Annotated in this window: 16 protein-coding genes and 1 riboswitch; of the genes, 15 read left to right on the plus strand and 1 reads right to left on the minus strand. The window is 70.9% G+C overall.

Features of this window, described 5'->3' with window-relative positions:
* The first annotated feature begins 146 nt into the window (after positions 1–146).
* From ACWIF2_RS24850 to ACWIF2_RS24900, 11 genes are all read left to right on the plus strand, one after another.
* Complete coding sequence (locus tag ACWIF2_RS24850; protein WP_454362861.1) at positions 147–308, plus strand: DUF6380 family protein; 162 nt, start codon at positions 147–149, stop codon at positions 306–308.
* Positions 305–1,717 carry a hydroxysqualene dehydroxylase HpnE gene (gene hpnE, locus ACWIF2_RS24855; protein WP_454362847.1) on the plus strand — a complete coding sequence of 471 codons (1,413 nt, stop codon included), beginning with the start codon at positions 305–307 and terminating at the stop codon, positions 1,715–1,717. The genes ACWIF2_RS24850 and hpnE overlap by 4 nt, the downstream gene beginning before the upstream one ends.
* Positions 1,718–1,791: 74 nt before the next feature.
* A complete protein-coding gene (locus tag ACWIF2_RS24860; protein ID WP_454362862.1) occupies positions 1,792–2,856 on the plus strand; it encodes a polyprenyl synthetase family protein in 1,065 nt (354 codons plus the stop codon).
* A 122-nt stretch (positions 2,857–2,978) separates the two neighbouring features.
* The gene (gene shc, locus ACWIF2_RS24865; RefSeq protein WP_454362848.1) at positions 2,979–5,012 is read left to right on the plus strand and encodes a squalene--hopene cyclase; all 2,034 of its coding nucleotides are present in this window, start codon (positions 2,979–2,981) and stop codon (positions 5,010–5,012) included.
* Complete coding sequence (locus ACWIF2_RS24870) at positions 5,012–5,653, plus strand: phosphorylase family protein (protein ID WP_454362849.1); 642 nt, start codon at positions 5,012–5,014, stop codon at positions 5,651–5,653. The genes shc and ACWIF2_RS24870 overlap by 1 nt, the downstream gene beginning before the upstream one ends.
* A gap of 5 nt (positions 5,654–5,658) precedes the next feature.
* Positions 5,659–6,690 carry an adenosyl-hopene transferase HpnH gene (gene hpnH / locus ACWIF2_RS24875; protein ID WP_454362850.1) on the plus strand — a complete coding sequence of 344 codons (1,032 nt, stop codon included), beginning with the start codon at positions 5,659–5,661 and terminating at the stop codon, positions 6,688–6,690.
* Positions 6,687–7,844, plus strand: coding sequence for a flavodoxin-dependent (E)-4-hydroxy-3-methylbut-2-enyl-diphosphate synthase (ispG, locus tag ACWIF2_RS24880; protein WP_454362851.1), 1,158 nt, complete (start codon positions 6,687–6,689; stop codon positions 7,842–7,844). Before hpnH ends, ispG begins: the two co-directional genes overlap by 4 nt.
* A 28-nt stretch (positions 7,845–7,872) precedes the next feature.
* A complete protein-coding gene (dxs, locus tag ACWIF2_RS24885) occupies positions 7,873–9,768 on the plus strand; it encodes a 1-deoxy-D-xylulose-5-phosphate synthase (protein WP_454362852.1) in 1,896 nt (631 codons plus the stop codon).
* Positions 9,765–11,180 (plus strand): aspartate aminotransferase family protein, encoded by a 1,416-nt coding sequence (locus ACWIF2_RS24890; protein WP_454362853.1) that lies wholly within the window; start codon positions 9,765–9,767, stop codon positions 11,178–11,180. Before dxs ends, ACWIF2_RS24890 begins: the two co-directional genes overlap by 4 nt.
* Before the next feature lie 73 nt (positions 11,181–11,253).
* Positions 11,254–11,859, plus strand: coding sequence for a helix-turn-helix domain-containing protein (locus ACWIF2_RS24895; protein WP_454362854.1), 606 nt, complete (start codon positions 11,254–11,256; stop codon positions 11,857–11,859).
* A complete protein-coding gene (locus ACWIF2_RS24900) occupies positions 11,856–11,975 on the plus strand; it encodes a DUF6126 family protein (RefSeq protein WP_190050455.1) in 120 nt (39 codons plus the stop codon). The genes ACWIF2_RS24895 and ACWIF2_RS24900 overlap by 4 nt, the downstream gene beginning before the upstream one ends.
* An 8-nt stretch (positions 11,976–11,983) precedes the next feature.
* Here ACWIF2_RS24900 and ACWIF2_RS24905 read toward each other — a convergent pair whose 3' ends face one another.
* Positions 11,984–12,781 (minus strand): tyrosine-protein phosphatase, encoded by a 798-nt coding sequence (locus ACWIF2_RS24905; RefSeq protein WP_454362855.1) that lies wholly within the window; start codon positions 12,779–12,781, stop codon positions 11,984–11,986.
* 179 nt (positions 12,782–12,960) lie between these two features.
* On the opposite strand from ACWIF2_RS24905, the gene ACWIF2_RS24910 reads away from it, so the two are divergent.
* The 4 genes from ACWIF2_RS24910 to ACWIF2_RS24925 all read left to right on the plus strand — a co-directional run bounded on the left by ACWIF2_RS24910 (position 12,961) and on the right by ACWIF2_RS24925 (position 18,285).
* Positions 12,961–15,036 carry an alpha-galactosidase gene (locus tag ACWIF2_RS24910; protein WP_454362856.1) on the plus strand — a complete coding sequence of 692 codons (2,076 nt, stop codon included), beginning with the start codon at positions 12,961–12,963 and terminating at the stop codon, positions 15,034–15,036.
* Between the two features lie 330 nt (positions 15,037–15,366).
* Positions 15,367–15,523: riboswitch (cyclic di-AMP (ydaO/yuaA leader) on the plus strand.
* 4 nt (positions 15,524–15,527) lie between these two features.
* Positions 15,528–16,451, plus strand: a complete 924-nt coding sequence (locus ACWIF2_RS24915; protein WP_454362857.1) for a M23 family metallopeptidase — start codon at positions 15,528–15,530, stop codon at positions 16,449–16,451.
* 186 nt (positions 16,452–16,637) lie between these two features.
* Positions 16,638–17,354 carry a DUF6250 domain-containing protein gene (locus tag ACWIF2_RS24920; protein ID WP_454362858.1) on the plus strand — a complete coding sequence of 239 codons (717 nt, stop codon included), beginning with the start codon at positions 16,638–16,640 and terminating at the stop codon, positions 17,352–17,354.
* Between the two features lie 145 nt (positions 17,355–17,499).
* Positions 17,500–18,285, plus strand: a complete 786-nt coding sequence (locus ACWIF2_RS24925; RefSeq protein ID WP_454362863.1) for an SGNH/GDSL hydrolase family protein — start codon at positions 17,500–17,502, stop codon at positions 18,283–18,285.
* The last annotated feature ends 70 nt before the right edge of the window (positions 18,286–18,355 follow it).

Genomic DNA, 18,355 nt, shown 5'->3' on the forward strand with positions numbered 1-18,355 from the left:
GCCGGGTGGCCCGGGGTGGGTTGGGCGGTCTCGGCGTGACGGCGCGCGACCCGCGCGCCTGCCGGGGGCCCCAGCCGGGGCCTTCCCCGCTCCGCCTCCCGGGATGTGTCGCGGTCGTCGGCGCCGGGCCGGGCGGCCGCGTCGGCGTGGTAGCGGCGGTCGGGCGCGGCTGCGACGTCCTCCTCCGCCACACCGTCGGAGACAAGCGGCGGGCAACCCTCCGGCGCGGGGCGGCGTCCCTGACTGAGATGGCCGGCCGTGCGTCGTTCGAGTCGCACGGCCGCCGCGCAGGGGAGGGTGCGCGATGACCCACGGCACGCGGTCCCAGGGGCCGGTCGCGGACGGACGGCACACCGTCGTGGTGGGCGGCGGGCTCGCCGGTGTCACCACCGCGCTCGCGCTCGCCGACGCCGGAGTGCGTGTCACGCTGCTGGAGAGCAGGCCGAGACTCGGCGGACTGGCCTTCTCCTTCCAGCGCGGCGATCTCACCGTCGACAACGGACAGCACGTGTACCTGCGCTGCTGCACCGCCTACCGCTGGTTCCTCGACCGCATCGAGGGAGCGGCGCTGGCTCCGCTGCAGGACCGGCTCGACGTACCCGTCCTCGACGTCGCGCGGCCCGAGGGACGCCGGCTCGGCAGGCTGCGGCGCGACGCGCTGCCCGTGCCCCTGCATCTGGGGCGCAGCCTCGCCACCTACCCGCACCTCTCGCTCGCCGACCGCGCCAAGGTGGGCCGGGCCGCGCTCGCGCTCAAGGGACTCGACCTCGCCGATCCGGCGCTGGACGCGCAGGACTTCGGCAGCTGGCTGGCCTCGCACGGCCAGTCGGCGCGTGCCGTCGAGGCCCTGTGGGACCTGGTCGGAATCGCCACCCTCAACGCGGTCGCGGGCGACGCCTCCCTCGGCCTCGCCGCGATGGTGTTCAAGACCGGTCTGCTGTCCGACCCGGGCGCGGCCGACATCGGCTGGGCGCACGTCCCGCTCGGCGAACTGCACGACCGGCTGGCCCGCAAGGCGCTCGACTCCGCGGGCGTCCGCACCGAGCTCCGCACCCGCGTCACCTCCGTCGCCGGGAACACGAACGGCGGCTGGAGCGTCCAGGTTCCCGGCGAGACGCTGGAGGCCGACGCGGTGGTGTTCGCCGTACCGCAGCGCGAGGCCTACGACCTGCTGCCCGAGGGCGCGCTGGACGCCCCCGAGCGGCTCCTGGAGATCGGCACCGCGCCGATCCTCAACGTCCATGTGGTGTACGACCGGAAGGTGCTCGCCCGGCCCTTCTTCACCGCCCTCGGCTCCCCGGTGCAGTGGGTCTTCGACCGTACCGAGGCGTCGGGGCTGCGCGAGGGCCAGTACCTGGCCCTGTCCCAGTCGGCGGCCCAGGACGAGATCGACGAACCCGTGGCCGTGCTGCGCGAGCGGTACCTGCCCGAACTGGAGCGGCTGCTGCCCCTGACCCGCGGCGCCGAGGTGAGGGACTTCTTCGTCACCCGGGAGCGCACCGCGACCTTCGCTCCCACCCCCGGCGTCGGGCGCCTCAGGCCCGGCGCCCGCACCAAGGCATCCGGCCTCTACCTGGCCGGAGCGTGGACCGCCACCGGGTGGCCCGCGACCATGGAGAGTGCGGTCCGCAGCGGCGTCGGTGCGGCGGACGCCGTGCTGGGCGCCCTGGGCCGGCCCCGCCCACGCCACCTCTTCGAGTTCGACGAGGCGGCGTGATGCTCGACCAGCACCACACGGCAGGCGGCCCCCGCACCTCCGGTACCGCAACAAGAGGAGAGACTGTGCCCACTGTGCCCCCGGCCTCGAAGGCCGCTCGAGAGACCGCGGTGGACGTGGCCGCGCTCCTGGAGCGCGGTCGGACCCTGGCCATGCCGGTCCTGCGGGCGGCCATCGACCGCCTGGCACCTCCCATGGACACTGTTGCCGCCTACCACTTCGGATGGATCGACGCCCAGGGCAGGCCCACGGAGGGGGACGGCGGCAAGGCCGTGCGCCCCGCACTCGCGGTGCTCTCCGCCGAGGTCATGTCCGCCGTCCCCGAGACCGGCATCCCCGGCGCCGTCGCCGTGGAACTCGTCCACAACTTCTCCCTCCTCCACGACGACCTGATGGACGGCGACGAGCAGCGCCGTCACCGCGACACCGTCTGGAAGGTGCACGGCCCCGCCCAGGCCATCCTGGTCGGCGACGCCCTGTTCGCCCTCGCCAACGAGGTGCTCCTCGAACTCGGCACCGTCGAGGCCGGCCGCGCCACCCGCCGTCTGACCACCGCCAGCCGCGCCCTGATCGACGGTCAGGCCCAGGACATCTCCTACGAGCACCGCGACCGCGTCACCGTCGAGGAGTGCCTGGAGATGGAGGGCAACAAGACCGGCGCCCTGCTCGCCAGCGCCAGCTCCATCGGCGCGGTTCTCGGCGGCGCCGACGACCGCACCGCCGACACACTGGAGAAGTACGGCTACCACCTGGGCCTCGCCTTCCAGGCGGTCGACGACCTCCTCGGCATCTGGGGCGACCCGGTCTCCACCGGCAAGCAGACCTGGAGCGACCTGCGCCAGCGCAAGAAGTCGCTGCCGGTCGTGGCCGCCCTCGCGGCGGGCGGCTCCGCCTCCGAGCGGCTCGGCGAGATCCTCGCCGCCGACGCCAAGGCGAGCGACTTCGAGAACTTCTCCGAGGAGGAGTTCGCGGCCCGCGCCGCCCTCATCGAGGAGGCGGGCGGCCGCGAGTGGACCGCCGACGAGGCACGCCGCCAGCACACCATCGCCATCGAAGCCCTCGACGCCGTCGACATGCCCGACCGGGTGCGGGACCAGTTCGCGGCGCTCGCCGACTTCGTCGTCGTACGAAAGAGATGATCACTATCGGTCGAATAGCCCTCGCGTAGTCGCCGGCCGGTGCCGCGAGACAGCACGGAGCACCGGCCGACGGCGGACCCACAGCAGCTGCACACCTTGCACCACTGCACGAAGGGGAAGCCATGACAGCGACGACCGACGGAAGCACCGGGGCCCTGCCACCCCGCGCCGCCGCGGCCAGCGAACACGACACCGACATCCCCGCGGCGGCCGGGGTACCAGAAGCCGCCGCACGCGCCGCCCGGCGCGCCACCGACTTCCTGCTCTCCCGCCAGGACGCCGAGGGCTGGTGGAAGGGCGACCTCGAGACCAACGTCACGATGGACGCCGAGGACCTGCTGCTCCGTCAGTTCCTCGGCATCCGCGATGAGAAGACCACCCGGGCCGCGGCCCTCTTCATCCGCGGCGAGCAGCGCGACGACGGCGCCTGGGCGACCTTCTACGGCGGCCCCGGCGAACTCTCCGCCAGTATCGAGGCCTACGTCGCCCTCCGCCTGGCGGGCGACGCGCCCGACGCGCCCCACATGGCCAAGGCCTCCGCCTGGATCCGCGAGCAGGGCGGCATCGCCGCCGCCCGGGTTTTCACGAGGATCTGGCTGGCCCTGTTCGGCTGGTGGAAGTGGGAGGACCTGCCCGAACTCCCCCCGGAACTGATCTGGTTCCCGAAGTGGCTGCCGCTCAACATCTACGACTTCGGCTGCTGGGCCCGGCAGACCATCGTGCCGCTGACGATCGTCTCCGCGAAGCGGCCGGTACGCCCCGCGCCCTTCCCGCTCGACGAGCTGCACACCGACCCGGCCGTCCCGAATCCCGCCAAGCCCCTTGCCCCGGTGGTCAGTTGGGACGGCGCCTTCCAGCGGATGGACAAGGGCCTGCACGCCCTGCGGAAGGTAGCCCCGCGCCGGCTGCGCAGAGCCGCCATGAACAGTGCCGCCCGCTGGATCGTCGAACGGCAGGAGAACGACGGCTGCTGGGGCGGAATCCAGCCGCCCGCCGTGTACTCGATCATCGCCCTGCACCTGCTCGGCTACGACCTTGAGCACCCCGTGATGCGGGAGGGCCTGGCGTCCCTGGACCGGTTCGCCGTGTGGCGCGAGGACGGGGCCCGGATGATCGAGGCCTGCCAGTCGCCGGTCTGGGACACCTGCCTCGCCGCGATCGCGCTCGTCGACGCCGGACTGCCCGCCGACCACCCCCAGTTGGTGAAGGCCGCGGACTGGATGCTGGGCGAGGAGATCGTCAGACCGGGCGACTGGTCCGTCAAGCGGCCCGGACTGCCGCCCGGCGGCTGGGCGTTCGAGTTCCACAACGACAACTACCCCGACATCGACGACACCGCCGAGGTGATCCTCGCGCTGCGCAGGATCACGCACCACGACCCGGAGAAGCTGGACAAGGCCATCGGGCGCGGTCTGCGCTGGACCCTCGGCATGCAGTCGAAGAACGGCGCGTGGGCCGCCTTCGACGTCGACAACACCAGCCCGTTCCCGAACCGGCTGCCGTTCTGCGACTTCGGCGAGGTCATCGACCCGCCCTCCGCCGACGTCACCGCGCACGTCGTCGAGATGCTCGCGGTGGAGGGACTCGCCCACCACCCGCGCACCCGGCGCGGCATCGAATGGCTGCTGGCCGAACAGGAAGCGGACGGCTCGTGGTTCGGGCGCTGGGGCGTCAACTACGTCTACGGCACCGGATCCGTCGTACCGGCCCTGGTGGCCGCGGGCCTCCCCGCCGCGCATCCGGCGATCCGGCGGGCCGTGGCCTGGCTGGAGTCGGTCCAGAACGACGACGGCGGCTGGGGCGAGGACCTGCGCTCCTACAAGGACGTCAAGGAATGGAGCGGCAAGGGCGCCTCGACCGCCTCCCAGACGGCGTGGGCCCTGATGGCCCTGCTCGCGGCGGGGGAGCGGGACTCCAAGGCCGTCGAACGCGGTGTCGAATGGCTCGCGGCCACCCAGCGGGAGGACGGTTCCTGGGACGAGCCCTATTTCACGGGGACGGGCTTCCCGTGGGACTTCTCGATCAACTACCACCTCTACCGGCAGGTGTTCCCGCTCACCGCGCTCGGCCGGTACCTCCACGGAGAGCCCTTCGCCGACCGGCACAAGGGGAGTGGTGCGGCCGGGAGGCCGTTCACCGAGGCTGAGGGGAGCTGATGAGCACCCCGCCCGCCCCGGTCCCGCTGCTGATCGCCTGCGCGCTCGGCATCGAGCAGCTCGCCCTGCGCGCGGGCGACCGAGGCGGCGCCGGCGGGCTGGTCACCGTGCTGCGCACCGGCATGGGGCCGGCGGCGGCCGAGCGGTCCGTCACCCGGATGCTCGCCGATCCGGCCCTGAGCGAGGCCGCCGTCCTGGCCACCGGCTTCTGCGCGGGCCTCGCCCCCGGCATGCACCCCGGTGACCTGGTCGTCGCCGAGGAGACCCGCGACCCGCGTGGCACGACCGCCTGCGTCGGGACCGAGCTGCTGGTCAAGGAGCTGGCCCGGGCCGTACCCGGGCGGACCGTGCACACCGGGCCGCTCACCGGCTCCGACCACGTCGTGCGCGGTCCCGAACGGTCCGATCTGCGCGCGACCGGGGCGATCGCGGTCGACATGGAGTCCGCCGTCACGCTCCTGAGCGCCGTGCGCGCGGGCGAGCGCCCGGTTGCGGCCGTCCGGGTGGTCGTGGACGCTCCAGAACATGAACTCGTCCGGATCGGCACGGTGCGCGGTGGAATATCAGCTTTCCGTGTTCTTCGTTCCGTCCTTCCCGCTTTCTTCGAATGGCACCGTTCCTTGCTGCTCCCCAGGAGGTGAGCCAGATGGCCATGCCGCTTCGACAGTCCATCAAGGTCGCTACATACTTGGCTGAACAGAAGCTCCGCCGGCGGGACAAGTTCCCGCTGATCGTCGAGCTGGAGCCGCTGTTCGCCTGCAACCTCAAGTGCGAGGGGTGCGGCAAGATCCAGCACCCGGCCGGGGTGCTCAAGCAGCGGATGCCGGTCGCGCAGGCGGTCGGAGCGGTGCTGGAGTCCGGTGCCCCCATGGTGTCCATCGCCGGTGGCGAGCCCCTGATGCACCCGCAGATCGACGAGATCGCGCGTCAGCTGGTGGCCAGGCGGAAGTACGTCTTCCTGTGCACCAACGCGCTGCTCATGCGCAAGAAGATGGACAAGTTCAAGCCCTCCCCCTATTTCGCCTTCGCGGTGCACATCGACGGGCTGCGCGAGCGGCACGACGAGTCGGTGGCGAAGGAGGGCGTCTTCGACGAGGCCGTGGAGGCCATCAAGGAGGCCAAGCGGCGCGGCTTCCGGGTGACCACCAACTCGACCTTCTTCAACACCGACACCCCGCAGACCATCATCGAGGTGCTGAACTTCCTCAACGACGACCTCAAGGTCGACGAGATGATGATCTCGCCCGCCTATGCCTACGAGAAGGCCCCCGACCAGGAGCACTTCCTCGGTGTGGAGCAGACCCGCGAGCTGTTCAAGAAGGCCTTCGCGGGCGGCAACCGGCGGCGCTGGCGGCTCAACCACTCCCCGCTCTTCCTGGACTTCCTGGAGGGCAAGGTCGACTTCCCGTGCACCGCGTGGGCGATCCCGAACTACTCGCTGTTCGGCTGGCAGCGCCCCTGCTACCTGATGAGCGACGGGTACGTGCCGACGTACCGGGAGCTGGTCGAGGACACCGACTGGGACAAGTACGGACGCGGCAAGGACCCGCGCTGCGCCAACTGCATGGCGCACTGCGGCTACGAGCCCACCGCCGTGCTGGCCACCATGGGATCGCTGAAGGAGTCCCTGCGCGCCATGCGCGAGACGGTCTCCGGGAACCGGGAGCGGATGCCATGACCGCCATTTCGCTGGGTGTCCCCGAGGTGCCGGCCCGGCCGATCGCGGAGCGGCGCGCCTCGCGCCGGATCCAGGTCGGTCCGGTGGCGGTCGGGGGCGGGGCCCCGGTGTCGGTGCAGTCGATGACGACGACCCGTACGTCGGACATCGGCGCCACCCTGCAGCAGATCGCCGAACTCACCGCGTCCGGCTGCCAGATCGTCCGGGTCGCCTGCCCGACCCAGGACGACGCGGACGCGCTCGCGACCATCGCGCGCAAGTCGCAGATCCCGGTGATCGCGGACATCCACTTCCAGCCGAAGTACGTGTTCGCGGCCATCGAGGCGGGCTGCGCCGCCGTCCGCGTCAACCCCGGCAACATCAAGCAGTTCGACGACCGGATCAAGGAGATCGCGCAGGCCGCCAAGGACCACGGCACCCCGATCCGGATCGGCGTCAACGCCGGGTCGCTGGACCGGCGGCTGCTCCAGAAGTACGGCAGGGCGACCCCGGAGGCGCTGGTGGAGAGCGCTCTGTGGGAGGCCTCGCTGTTCGAGGAGCACGGCTTCCGGGACATCAAGATCTCCGTCAAGCACAACGACCCGGTCGTGATGATCGAGGCGTACGGGCAACTCGCCGAGCAGTGCGACTACCCGCTGCACCTGGGGGTGACGGAGGCGGGCCCGGCGTTCCAGGGCACGATCAAGTCGGCGGTGGCGTTCGGCGCGCTGCTGTCGCGCGGTATCGGCGACACGATCCGGGTGTCGCTGTCGGCGCCGCCGGCCGAGGAGGTCAAGGTCGGCATCCAGATCCTGCAGTCCCTGGGCCTCAGGGAGCGCAGGCTGGAGATCGTCTCCTGTCCCTCCTGCGGACGTGCCCAGGTCGATGTCTACAAGCTCGCCGACGAGGTCACGGCCGGACTCGATGGCCTGGAGGTGCCGTTGCGCGTCGCCGTCATGGGGTGTGTGGTCAACGGCCCCGGCGAGGCGCGGGAGGCCGATCTGGGGGTGGCCTCCGGCAACGGCAAGGGGCAGATCTTCGTGAAGGGCGAGGTCATCAAGACCGTCCCCGAGTCGAAGATCGTCGAGACGCTGATCGAAGAGGCGATGAAGATCGCCGAGCAGATGGAGCAGGACGGCACGGGCCCGGGGGAGCCGGCCGTCACCGTGAGCTGAGCAGCACGGAATTCGAAGGGGGCCCGACGTGACGATTCTGGAGAGCATCCGGGGACCACGCGATCTGAAGGCGCTGTCCGAGGCGGAACTCGGTGAACTGTCCGATGAGATCAGGGAGTTCCTGGTGCACGCGGTCGCCAGGACCGGAGGCCATCTGGGACCCAACCTGGGCGTGGTGGAGCTCACCGTGGCCCTGCACCGGGTCTTCGAGTCACCGGTGGACCGCATCCTGTGGGACACCGGCCACCAGAGCTATGTCCACAAGCTTCTGACGGGACGGCAGGACTTCTCCAAACTGCGCGGCAAGGGCGGCCTGTCCGGCTACCCCTCACGTGAGGAGTCCGAGCACGACGTCATCGAGAACAGCCACGCCTCCACGGCCCTCGGCTGGGCCGACGGGCTGGCCAAGGCCCGCCAGGTACAGGGGGAGAAGGGCCATGTCGTCGCGGTCATCGGCGACGGCGCCCTGACCGGCGGCATGGCCTGGGAGGCCCTGAACAACATCGCGGCCGCCAAGAACCGGCCGCTGATCATCGTCGTCAACGACAACGAACGCTCCTACGCCCCCACCATCGGCGGCCTCGCCAACCACCTCGCGACACTGCGCACGACCGACGGCTACGAGCGGGTCCTGGCCTGGGGCAAGGACGTGCTCCAGGGCACGCCCCTGATCGGCCACACCCTCTACGAGGCCCTGCACGGCGCGAAGAAGGGCTTCAAGGACGCCTTCGCCCCGCAGGGCCTGTTCGAGGACCTCGGCCTGAAGTACGTCGGCCCGATCGACGGGCACGACATCGGGGCCGTGGAGTCCGCCCTGCGGCGCGCGAAACGCTTCCACGGGCCGGTCCTCGTCCACTGCCTCACCGAGAAGGGCCGCGGCTACGAACCCGCCCTCGCCCACGAGGAGGACCACTTCCACACCGTCGGCGTCATGGACCCGCTGACCTGCGCGCCGCTCTCACCGGCCGGCGGCCCCTCCTGGACCTCGGTCTTCGGCGACGAGATCGTCAAAATCGGCGAGGAGCGGGACGACGTGGTGGCGATCACCGCCGCCATGCTGCACCCGGTCGGCCTCGGCTCGTTCGCCGAGCGGTTCCCGGACCGGGTGTGGGACGTGGGCATCGCCGAGCAGCACGCGGCCGTCTCCGCGGCGGGCCTGGCCACGGGCGGCCTGCACCCGGTCGTCGCCGTCTACGCCACCTTCCTCAACCGCGCCTTCGACCAGCTGCTGATGGACGTGGCCCTGCACCGCTGCGGGGTGACCTTCGTCCTGGACCGGGCCGGGGTCACCGGCGTCGACGGGGCCTCCCACAACGGCATGTGGGACATGTCCGTCCTCCAGGTCGTCCCCGGTCTGCGGATCGCCGCGCCGCGCGACGCCGACCAGTTGCGCGCCCAACTGCGCGAGGCGGTCGCCGTCGACGACGCCCCGACCCTGCTGCGCTTCCCGAAGGAGGCCGTCGGCCCGGCGGTCCCGGCTCTGGACCGGGTGGGCGGACTGGACGTGCTGCACCGTGCTCCGGAGCCACAGGTCCTCCTGGTGGCCGTGGGCGTGATGGCGCCCGTCTGCCTCCAGGCAGCCGAACTGCTCGAAGCCCGCGGGATCGGCTGCACCGTCGTCGACCCCCGCTGGGTCAAGCCCGTCGACCCGGCGCTCCCGGGCCTCGCCGCCGCACACCGCCTGGTCGCCGTCGTCGAGGACAACAGCCGGGCGGCCGGGGTCGGCTCCGCCGTGGCGCTGGCCCTCGGTGACGCCGACGTCGACGTACCGGTACGGCGCTTCGGCATCCCGGAGCAGTTCCTCGCGCACGCCAAGCGCGGCGAGGTGCTCGCCGACATCGGCCTGACACCCGTCGAGATCGCCGGACGGATCAGCGGAAGCATGGCCGTCACGCAAGAGCTGTCCAAGGAGCCACTGGAATGACAACCGCCGAATCCGCGTCGGAGTCGTCGCAGGCAGGGGAGTTCGACCTCGGCAAGCTGCTGGCCGAGCGCGGAGCCGAGCGCTACGAGCTGCACACCCGGTACCTCAACCACCAGCTCCCGCGCATGCTGCACACCATCGGCTTCGACAAGGTCTACGAGCGCGCCGAGGGCGCCTACTTCTACGACGCGGACGGCAACGACTACCTCGACATGCTCGCCGGGTTCGGGGTGATGGGGATCGGCCGCCACCACCCCGTCGTACGCAAGGCACTGCACGACGTCCTGGACGCCCGGCTCGCCGACCTCACCCGGTTCGACTGCCAGCCGCTGCCGGGCCTGCTGGCCGAGAAGCTGCTCGCGCACAGCCCGCATCTGGACCGGGTGTTCTTCGGCAACAGCGGCACGGAGGCGGTCGAGGGAGCGCTGAAGTTCGCCCGGTTCGTCACCGGCAGGCCCAGGATCCTGTACTGCGCGCACGCCTTCCACGGCCTGACCACCGGCTCCCTCTCCGTGAACGGCGAGTCCGGCTTCCGCGACGGCTTCGCCCCGCTGCTGCCCGACACGGCCGTACCGCTCGGCGACCTCGACGCGCTCTCACGGGAGCTGAAGAAGGGCGATGTCGCCGCCCTGATCGTCGAGCCGATCCAGGGCAAGGGCGTGCTGGCGGCCCCGCCCGGCTATCTGCCCGCCGCCCAGGAGCTGCTGCACCGGCACAAGGCGCTGCTCATCGCCGACGAGGTGCAGACCGGCCTCGGCCGCACCGGCGACTTCTACGGCTACCAGCACGAGGAGGGCGTGGAACCGGACCTGGTGTGCGTGGCCAAGGCGCTCTCCGGCGGCTATGTGCCGGTCGGCGCCACGCTCGGCAAGGACTGGATCTTCAAGAAGGTCTACTCGTCCATGGACCGGGTGCTGGTCCACTCGGCGAGCTTCGGGTCCAACGCGCAGGCCATGGCGGCGGGCCTCGCGGTGCTGTCGGTGATGGAGAACGAGCAGGTCGTGGCCAATGTCCGGGCAACCGGGGAACGGCTCAGATCCCGGCTGGCGGCACTGACGGACCGGTACGAGATGCTCTCCGACGTCCGCGGCCGGGGACTGATGATCGGCATCGAGTTCGGCCGGCCGAAGTCGCTGAAGCTGCGCAGCCGCTGGACCATGCTCCAGGCCGCGCGCAAGGGACTGTTCGCGCAGATGGTCGTCGTACCGCTGCTCCAGCGGCACCGGATCCTCACCCAGGTCTCCGGCGACCACATGGAGGTGATCAAGCTGATCCCGCCGCTGATCATCGGCGAGCGGGAGGTGGACCGCTTCGTCGACGCCTTCACCGCCGTGATGGACGACGCGCACAACGGCGGCCTGGTGTGGGACTTCGGGAAGACCCTGGTCAAGCAGGCGGTGGCCAACCGGTAGGCGCGGGCTCGGCGGACTTTGCCTCAGAGGCAAGAAAGTTGCCGCAGAGGCAAGTCTCCGGCTGAATGGAGGCATGAGCTCCTCCGAACAGCCCGGTGAGCTGCCCGTCGTAGCCCCGCAGCTGCGCGCGCTGCGGCGTCAGGCCTCCCTGACGCTGGAGGCCGCGGCCCGTGCCGCCGGGCTGTCGCCCGCCCACCTCTCCCGTCTGGAGACCGGGCAGCGCCAGCCCTCGCTGCCGATGCTGCTCGCACTCGCCCGTGTCTACGGTACGACTGTCTCCGAACTGCTCGGCGAGACGGTCGCCGACCGGGACGCCGTCGTCCGCTCGGCCGACATGGAACCGACCACGGCGGGCGGCTGGACGTACTGGCAGGCCGGCGCCCCCGGACGCGGGATGCAGGCCTTGCGGGTCCACGTGCCCCACGGCTCCCAGGGCGACATCGTGCGCGTCCACCCGGGCGAGGAGTGGCTCCATGTGCTGCGGGGCCGGCTGCGGCTGCGCCTCGGGGACACCACGCACCGGCTGGCGCCCGGCGACAGCGCCCACTTCGACTCGCTCACCCCGCACCGGATCGCCGCCGAGGACCAGGACGGCGTCGAGCTGCTTTTCGTCCACACCCTGTTGCAGAGTCCCACGGCCACCCTGTGCCTGGGCCCCACCCTTGGAGAGACGCCTTGAGCGACATGGAGGAGAAGTTCCCGCGCGCCCTGTGGGTGCGGCTGTTCGTTTACCTCGTGATGGGGCACGTCTTCGCCGCGTTCGTCTATTTCCTCTTCGAGGCGGGGGCCCGCTGACCCTTGTCTCAGTCGAGAAGCCGCTCGCGCAGTCGCTCACGCGTCTCCGGAGCGATCTCGAGCCCCTTCTCCAGATAGGCGTCGACGCCGCCCCAGGTCTCCTCGATGGTGTCGAAGGCCGCCGACAGATACTCGGCGCGCGCGTCGAACAGGGGGCTGAGCAGCTCCATGACCTCGGGGGAGTAGGCCGAGTCGGCTGAACCGCTGCGCCGCACCTTGTAGCGGCGGTGCTTGGCGTTCGACTTCAGATAGTCCTCGACGATCGCCTCGCGCTCGACGCCCACCGCGAGCAGCGTCACCGCGATCGAGAGGCCCGCGCGGTCCTTGCCCGCCGCGCAGTGCATCAGCGCGGGGACGCTGTCCTCGGCCAGCGCGTGCAGCACCTTCGAGTGCTCGGCGGTGCGGTGCTTGATGATCGTGCGGTACGAGGCGATCATCCGGCCCGCGCCCTTGCCGTCCGAGAGGAGCGCGCGCAGCTGCTCCAGGTCGCCGTCGCGGACCATCTTCCAGAACTCCGCGCCGTCCGCTGGGTCGGTCAGCGGCAGATTTACATTGCGCACGCCCGGCAGCTCGACGTCCGGGCCTTCGAGCTTCTGGTCCGCCTCGTTACGGAAGTCGAAGATCGTGTGCAGGCCCAGACCGGTCAGGAAGGCGGCGTCCTCACCGGTCGCGTGCGCGAGGTGGCCGCTGCGGAACAGCACTCCCGGCCGCACCCGCCGTCCGTCCACGGTCGGCAGTCCGCCCACATCACGGAAATTGCGCACTGCGGCCAGCTCGGGTTCGGTCGAGGGGACCTGCTGCGTCACGGGGGCTCCTCCCACTCGGTGCCGTCGGCGCGGCTCGTCGACGGGCACCACTTGACGATACGACATGCCTGCCAGGGGCAATGAGTTGTCCACAGGCGTTGCCGGGAGCCCCCGAAGCCCTTGATGATGTTGGGGCCTGGTCGCACCTGGTCGGGCTTGTTCGAATCTGTGAGGGCTTGATGCTGGAGATCTCCGAAGACGGTCGTACATGGGTGCTCTCGGGGCCGGCCAGCAGTTACGCCGTCCATGTCACCGACCGGGACGAGCTGCTGCACCTGCACTGGGGGGCGCGGATCGGCCTCGCCGACGCCGAGGCCCTGGCCGTCCGGCCACTGCCGGACTACTGGGCCTTCGAGTCCCCGCTCGACGGACGCGAGGAGTATCCGGTCGAGGGCGGCCCCCGCTTCGCCCGGCCCGCCCTGTCCGTGCGCACCGCAGAGCGCCGCGGCACCGAGTGGTCCTACGAGGGGCATGACGCCGAGGACGGCGAGCTGCGGCTCCGCTTCCGTGACGGCGGCCTGGCCGTCACGCTGCACTACCGGATGCGTTCCTCGGCCGATGTCGTGGAGCGCTGGGTGACCCTGGAGAACCAGGGGCCGGACGTCGAGGTGCTGCGCGCCGACTCCGCCACCTGGACCCTGCCCGACCGCGACACCTGGCGGCTGTCCCAACTGCACGGCCGCTGGGGCGCCGAGTCCCGGCTGACGCGCTCCGCCCTCACCTACGGCGAGAAGGTCATCGGCAGCCGCCGCGGCCACACCTCCCACCAGCATCTGCCCTGGGTCGCGCTCGACTCCGACGCGACCGAGGAGCGCGGGGAGGTCTACGGCTGCGCCCTGGGCTGGTCCGGGTCCTGGCGGATCGCGGTGGCCCAACTCCCGGACGCGCGCGTGCAGATCACCGGCGGGGCCGGACACGACGACTCGGGCCTGCTGAGGCTGGGCGCGGGCGGGTCGTACACCACCCCCGTCTTCGCCGGGCTCTGGAGCGACGGCGGCTTCGGCGGGGCGAGCCGCGCCTGGCACGCCTGGCAGCGGGCCCACGTCGTCCCGGACGCGGACCGGGACCGGCCGGTGCTGTTCAACTCCTGGGAGGCCACCGAGTTCGACATCTCGGAGGAGCAGCAGCGGGCGCTCGCCGAGCGGGCCGCGGCCATGGGCGTCGAGCTGTTCGTGGTCGACGACGGCTGGTTCGGATCCCGGACCAGCGACCGGGCCGGGCTCGGTGACTGGACCCCCAACCCCGACCGCTTCCCGGGCGGGCTGAAGCCGCTCGCCGACCATGTGCACGGCCTCGGCATGCGGTTCGGGATCTGGGTCGAGCCGGAGATGGTCAACGCGGACAGCGACCTGTACCGCGCCCACCCGGACTGGGTGCAGTACCAATCGGGACGAAAGCGGACGGAGTTTCGCAATCAGCTCGTACTGAACCTGGCCCGCGAGGACGTCCAGGAGTACCTGTGGGAGCAGCTCGACGGACTGCTCTCCAGCGCACCCATCGACTACGTCAAGTGGGACTTCAACCGTTGCTTCACCGACGCCGGCTGGCCGGACGACCCCTACCCGCAGCGGCTCTGGGTCGACCACGTCCATGCCCTGTACGCCCTGCTGGACCGGTTGCGGGCGGCCCACCCCGGTGTGGCCTTCGAGTCGTGCTCGGGCGGCGGCGGCCGGATCGACCTCGGGGTGCTGGGCCGCACGGACCAGGTGTGGACCTCCGACAACACCGACCCGCTCGACCGGCTCGCCATCCAGCACGGCTTCAGCCAGATCCATCCGGCCCGGGTCATGGCCGCCTGGGTCACCGACAGCCCGAACGCCATGCTCAACCAGCGGGCCAGCTCCCTGCGGTTCCGGTTCGTCAGTGCCATGGCCGGTGTGCTCGGAGTGGGTGGCGACCTCACACGGTGGACGGCGGAGGAGCTCGCCGAGGCGCGGGGCTGGGTGGAGCTCTACAAGGAGATCCGGCCCGTGGTGCAGCGCGGCGACCTGTACCGGCTGCGGGCGCCGGAGGGCGGCTCGAGCGCGGTGCAGTACGTCCTCGGTGACGAGACCGTCGTCCTCGCCTGGCTCCAGGCGCAGCGCTACGGCGAGCCCGTTCCGGCCCTCCGGCTGCGGGGTCTCGACCCGACAGCAGTGTACGAATGCCTCGAAACGGGCGAAGTTCACCGAGGGGTCGTACTCACTCACCACGGACTGCGGATCGGTCTGCGCGGGGATCTGGATGCCGCGGTAGTCCGCCTTCGGCGCAAGTAGCCGTTCTGTCCGGATCGGGTGGATAAGGCGAATAAGGCACTTCAGGTGTTTAGGTATAACGTGCCCCGATCGTAAAGGAGATGAGGTCGGGGTGCGTGACCATCGTCATATTCGTGACGATCTGTTGTCGTCATGTTCACGTAATTCTTGCGTTATTCAGGGGCATTGAGGCGAAACAGAGATCGGAAATCCACGCTCGGTGACGGGAAATGTGCCGACGCGTCAAGAAAAACGCCCTCACGGGCAACCGCAAGCTTGTCCCATTGCGTCTCGGTCGCTTACGTTCCACACCAATCCGGACGGACGCCTAATCCTGCCGCCGCCCGGAGCCCCACACACTCACCCGTGTATGGCAGGAGCGGGGGACCCACAGGTAAGACGCCTGTTCCGGTTCCCGGAACGGCTTGGGGTTCAGCCGCACTTCGGCGCGGCCGGGCATCTCCAGCCCGCACCCGACAGCTCACCTCGCAGGCGCCGGAGAGGAATTCGCCATGCCCGCGAAGGGTAAGCACCGCCGCCCGAAGTCCCAGCGCTTCACCCGCTCCATAGCCGTCGCCGGAACCGGTGGGGCCGCCCTCGCCCTTCCGCTCATGGGGGCCGCAGGCGCCCACGCCGCGACCCCGCAGTCGGCTCCGGAAAAGGCCGTCCAGTCCGCTCCGGCCGCAGAGAAGAAGGCCGCCGGAAAGGCCACGGGCGCCCACACGTACACCGTGAAGGCCGGCGACTATCTCGCGAAGATCGCCGACGACCAGAACGTCAGCGGCGGCTGGAAGAAGCTCTACAGCGACAACCGTGACGCCGTCGGCTCCGACCCGTCGCTGATCCACCCGGGCCTGAAGCTCTCGATCGGCAAGAAGACGGCGAGCGCGCCCAAGACGCAGTCGTCCGCGCCCAAGGCGGCCGAGAAGCCCAAGGCGTCGGCTGAGAAGTCGTCCGCCTCCGAGTCGGCCCCGAAGGCCGACACCGCCGCGAAGCCGGCCGCCGCCAAGCCGGCCGCCGAGGCCTCCGGCTTCAGCCTCCCGGTGGACGGCGCCGCCGTCGGAACCCCGTACCACATGTCCGGCAGCATGTGGTCCAGCGGCTACCACACCGGTGTCGACTTCGTCGTCCCGACCGGCACCTCGCTCAAGGCCGTCGGCGCCGGCACGGTCGTCTCCGCCGGCTGGGGCGGCGCGTACGGCAACCAGGTCGTCATCCAGCTCGAGGACGGCAAGTACGCGCAGTACGCCCACCTGTCCCAGCTCTCCGTCTCGGCCGGCCAGACCGTGACGGCCGGGCAGCAGGTCGGCCTGTCCGGTGCGACCGGCAATGTGACCGGACCGCACCTGCACTTCGAGATCCGCACCTCGCCGGACTACGGCTCGGACGTGGACCCGGTCGCCTACCTGCGCTCGCACGGCGTCTCCGTGGGCTGACCCCTCGCACGACCACCTGCCTGACACGCAGCCGAAGGCCGGACCCCGATCCCCGGGTCCGGCCTTCGGTGTGTGCGGCTGCCGGTCGACTCAATCGATCGGCCCTCAAGGGATCGACAGAAGGCGGCAGTTGGGACACAGTGATCCCGTCGTGAGTGCAAGCGCTTTCTGAAGGAGCCGTGTCCCGTGCCGACCACCCGCAGAACGTTCGGAGCCCTGGCGGCCGGAGCCGCGCTGGCGACCCTCGCCCCGTCGGGGAGCGCCCACGCCGCACCCCGGCGCCGCCGCCTCATCGCCCACGACGACTTCTGCCACGGCCTCGGTCGGTGGGCGGCCGAACTCCAGGACGGCGGCTCCGTCACCGCCTCCCGCGGCGTCCTGGACATCGACGTACCGGGCGGAGCGACCGTCTGGTTCAGGCGGCGTCTCGAGGGGCCGTACGTCCTCGAGTACACCGCCACGCCCGTCTCCGAGGGCGGGGTCAACGACCGGGTCTCGGACCTCAACAACTTCTGGAACGCGACCGACGTCCGCTCCCCGGAGGACCTCTTCGCGACGCCGCGCGGCGGGGCGCTGGAGGAGTACGACCACCTGACGACGTACTACGCCGGGTTCGGCGCCAACTACAACACCACGACCCGGCTGCGGCGTTACGTGGGCCAGGCCGGTGTGCGCCCACTGGTCTACGACTACACCGAGCCGCTGCTGGTCCCGGGCGAGCCGAACCGGGTCCGGATCGTCTCCGACGGGTCGACGGTGCGGTGGTGGAACAACGGGCGGCTCGTCTTCGACTACACCGATCCGCAGCCGTACACGAGCGGGCACTTCGCCTTCCGGACCGTGTGGAGCCATTTCCGGATCACGGGCTTCCGGGTCTGGCGACTGACCCCGGAACGTCCGTGAGGGGCGGCCTATTCCGGAGTTGGCGAAGCCTTTAGGAGTGGCTTATCTCACCGCCCGTCAACCCCTTCCTACGGTCGCGTAGGTCACATTCGAGGGTGAATCATGAGCGGCTGTGGCAGACGATTCGAAGAGTGACAGCAGAGCAGTGATCGGGTCGTACGTGGCGCTGGGGGACAGCTTCACCGAGGGCGTCGGCGATCCCGGCCCCGACGGGGCGTTCGTCGGCTGGGCCGACCGGTTCGCCGTCCTGCTCGCCGACCGCAGGCCCGAAGGCGACTTCCGGTACACCAACTTGGCCGTACGCGGAAAACTCCTCGACCAGATCGTGGCGAACCAGCTCCCGCGGGCCGTCGACATGGCCCCGGACCTCGTCTCGTTCTGCGCCGGGGGCAACGACATCATCCGGCCCGGCACCGACCCGGACGAGGTGGCCGAGCGGTTCGAGCAGGCCATCGCCCAGCTGGCCGCGGTGGCCGGCACGGTGATGGTGACGACCGGGTTCGACACCCGTCGCGTGCCCGTGCTCAGGCATCTGCGCGGCAAGATCGCCACGTACAACGGGCATGTCCGGGCCATCGCCGACCGGTACGGCTGTCCGGTGCTCGACCTGTGGTCCCTGCGCAGTGTCCAGGACCGCCGGGCCTGGGACGCCGACCGGCTGCACCTGTCGCCCGACGGCCACACGCGCGTGGCGCTCCGCGCGGGCCAGGTGCTCGGCCTCGATGTTCCGGCCGACCCCGAGCAGGAGTGGCCTCCGCTGCCGCCCCGCGGCACGCTCGACATCCGGCGGGACGACGTCCACTGGGCGCGCGAGTTCCTGGTGCCGTGGATCGGACGCCGGTTGCGCGGGGAGTCGTCGGGGGACCATGTGACAGCCAAGGGGGCACTGTCGCCGGAGGACATCAGGACGCGGATCGGGTCGGTGGCGTGAGGGTGCGGGTTTGGTGGGGTGCGCGTAGCGCCTATCGCCGGGTGGTGGGTCGGGGCCGCGCCGGGGGGTG

Source organism: Streptomyces sp. NPDC055506 (assembly GCF_053643595.1).

Excerpts from the sequence above, each read along its gene's own strand:
- hpnH (WP_454362850.1), top strand. The coding sequence starts at position 5,659 with ATGGCCATGCCGCTTCGACAGTCCATCAAGGTCGCTACATACTTGGCT.
- shc (WP_454362848.1), top strand. The coding sequence starts at position 2,979 with ATGACAGCGACGACCGACGGAAGCACCGGGGCCCTGCCACCCCGCGCC.
- ispG (WP_454362851.1), top strand. The coding sequence starts at position 6,687 with ATGACCGCCATTTCGCTGGGTGTCCCCGAGGTGCCGGCCCGGCCGATC.
- ACWIF2_RS24910 (WP_454362856.1), top strand. The coding sequence starts at position 12,961 with ATGCTGGAGATCTCCGAAGACGGTCGTACATGGGTGCTCTCGGGGCCG.
- hpnE (WP_454362847.1), top strand. The coding sequence starts at position 305 with ATGACCCACGGCACGCGGTCCCAGGGGCCGGTCGCGGACGGACGGCAC.
- ACWIF2_RS24915 (WP_454362857.1), top strand. The coding sequence starts at position 15,528 with ATGCCCGCGAAGGGTAAGCACCGCCGCCCGAAGTCCCAGCGCTTCACC.
- ACWIF2_RS24870 (WP_454362849.1), top strand. The coding sequence starts at position 5,012 with ATGAGCACCCCGCCCGCCCCGGTCCCGCTGCTGATCGCCTGCGCGCTC.
- ACWIF2_RS24895 (WP_454362854.1), top strand. The coding sequence starts at position 11,254 with ATGAGCTCCTCCGAACAGCCCGGTGAGCTGCCCGTCGTAGCCCCGCAG.
- ACWIF2_RS24890 (WP_454362853.1), top strand. The coding sequence starts at position 9,765 with ATGACAACCGCCGAATCCGCGTCGGAGTCGTCGCAGGCAGGGGAGTTC.